Annotated in this window: 1 protein-coding gene; it reads right to left on the minus strand. The window is 65.4% G+C overall.

The window, feature by feature from the left end; genetic code table 11:
* Position 1 precedes the first annotated feature (1 nt).
* Positions 2–1,243, minus strand: coding sequence for an arginine deiminase (gene arcA / locus I2D41_RS02830; RefSeq protein ID WP_099431519.1), 1,242 nt, complete (start codon positions 1,241–1,243; stop codon positions 2–4).
* Between the last annotated feature and the right edge of the window lie 24 nt (positions 1,244–1,267).

The following is a 1,267-nucleotide window of genomic DNA, read 5'->3' on the forward strand; positions in this document are numbered from 1 at the left end:
CTTAGAGGTCCTCGCGCCAGAAGGGCATGCTCATGCAGCGCGGGCCGCCGCGGCCGCGGGAGAGCTCGGCGGAGGGCACGACGAGAAGGTCCAGGCCCTCCTTGTACAGCACGTCGTTGGTGACGGTGTTGCGGGCGTAGACGCAGATCTTGCCGGGCTCGACGCACAGGGTGTTGGAGCCGTCGTTCCACTGCTCGCGGGAGGCCGCGATCGGGTCGCCGCCGCCGCAGGGGATCAGCTTGACCTGGTCGACGCCGGTGGCGTCCTCCAGGACGTGCTCGAGGGTGTCCTCGATCAGGCGGATGTTCACGTCGCCCGGGTTCTTGCCGGCGGTCAGCTCGTAGACGCGCAGGGTGCCCATGATGGCGGGGTGGATCGTGAACTTATCGACGTCGATCTGGGTGAAGACCGTGTCGAGGTGCATGAAGGCGCGCGAGACCGGGATGTCGAAGGCCAGGATGCGCTCGACCTTGGAGTCGGAGTTCCAGAAGATGTTCTGGGCCATGACGTCGATCGCGGCGGCCTGGGTGCGCTGGGAGATGCCGACGGCGAGGGTCTTCTCGTTGATGTTCAGCACGTCGCCGCCCTCGGTGTGGAACTGGCAGTCGCGGCGGAAGTACAGCGAGACGTCCTTGTAGTCGGGGTGGTACTTGAAGACGTACTTGCCGTACAGGGTCTCGCGGTTGCGGGTGACCGAGTACATGCGGTTGAGGTTGACGCCCTCGCCGACGACCGCGAACGGGTCGCGGGTGAAGTAGAGGTTGGGCATCGGGTCGATGATCAGGTCGGACTCGGACTCGGAGTTGACCAGGGAGTCGAGGGTCGTGGACGCCGTGAGGGGCATGTCGATCTCGGCCTTGGTCATGCCGGCCATGGTCTTCTTGACGAACTCGAGGTTGTCCTCGATGGAGTCCAGCTTCTCGCGGACGATCTGCGGCATGTGCTGGCCGCGGATGCCTGCCTCGGCGATGTACTGGTCGGTGAACTCGGCGCGGGCGCCGGGGACCTGGTCGAACACCTCGGCGACGAGGTTCTCGAGATAGAGGACCTCCACGCCCTGGTCCCTCAGGATCTGGGCGAAGGTGTCGTGCTCCTGCTGCGCGACCTCCAGGAACGGGACGTCGTCGAACAGGAGTCGCTCGAGCTCGTCGGGCGGCAGGTTGAGGAGCTCGTCGCCGGGACGGTGCAGGCAGACCTTCCTGAGCTTGCCGATCTCGGAAGGCACGTGCAGACCTTTCGTCATGGCCTCCTACCTTTCTTTCGGGCC

The sequence above is a fragment of the Collinsella aerofaciens genome, from assembly GCF_015552075.1.
GTDB lineage: Bacteria > Actinomycetota > Coriobacteriia > Coriobacteriales > Coriobacteriaceae > Collinsella > Collinsella aerofaciens_Y.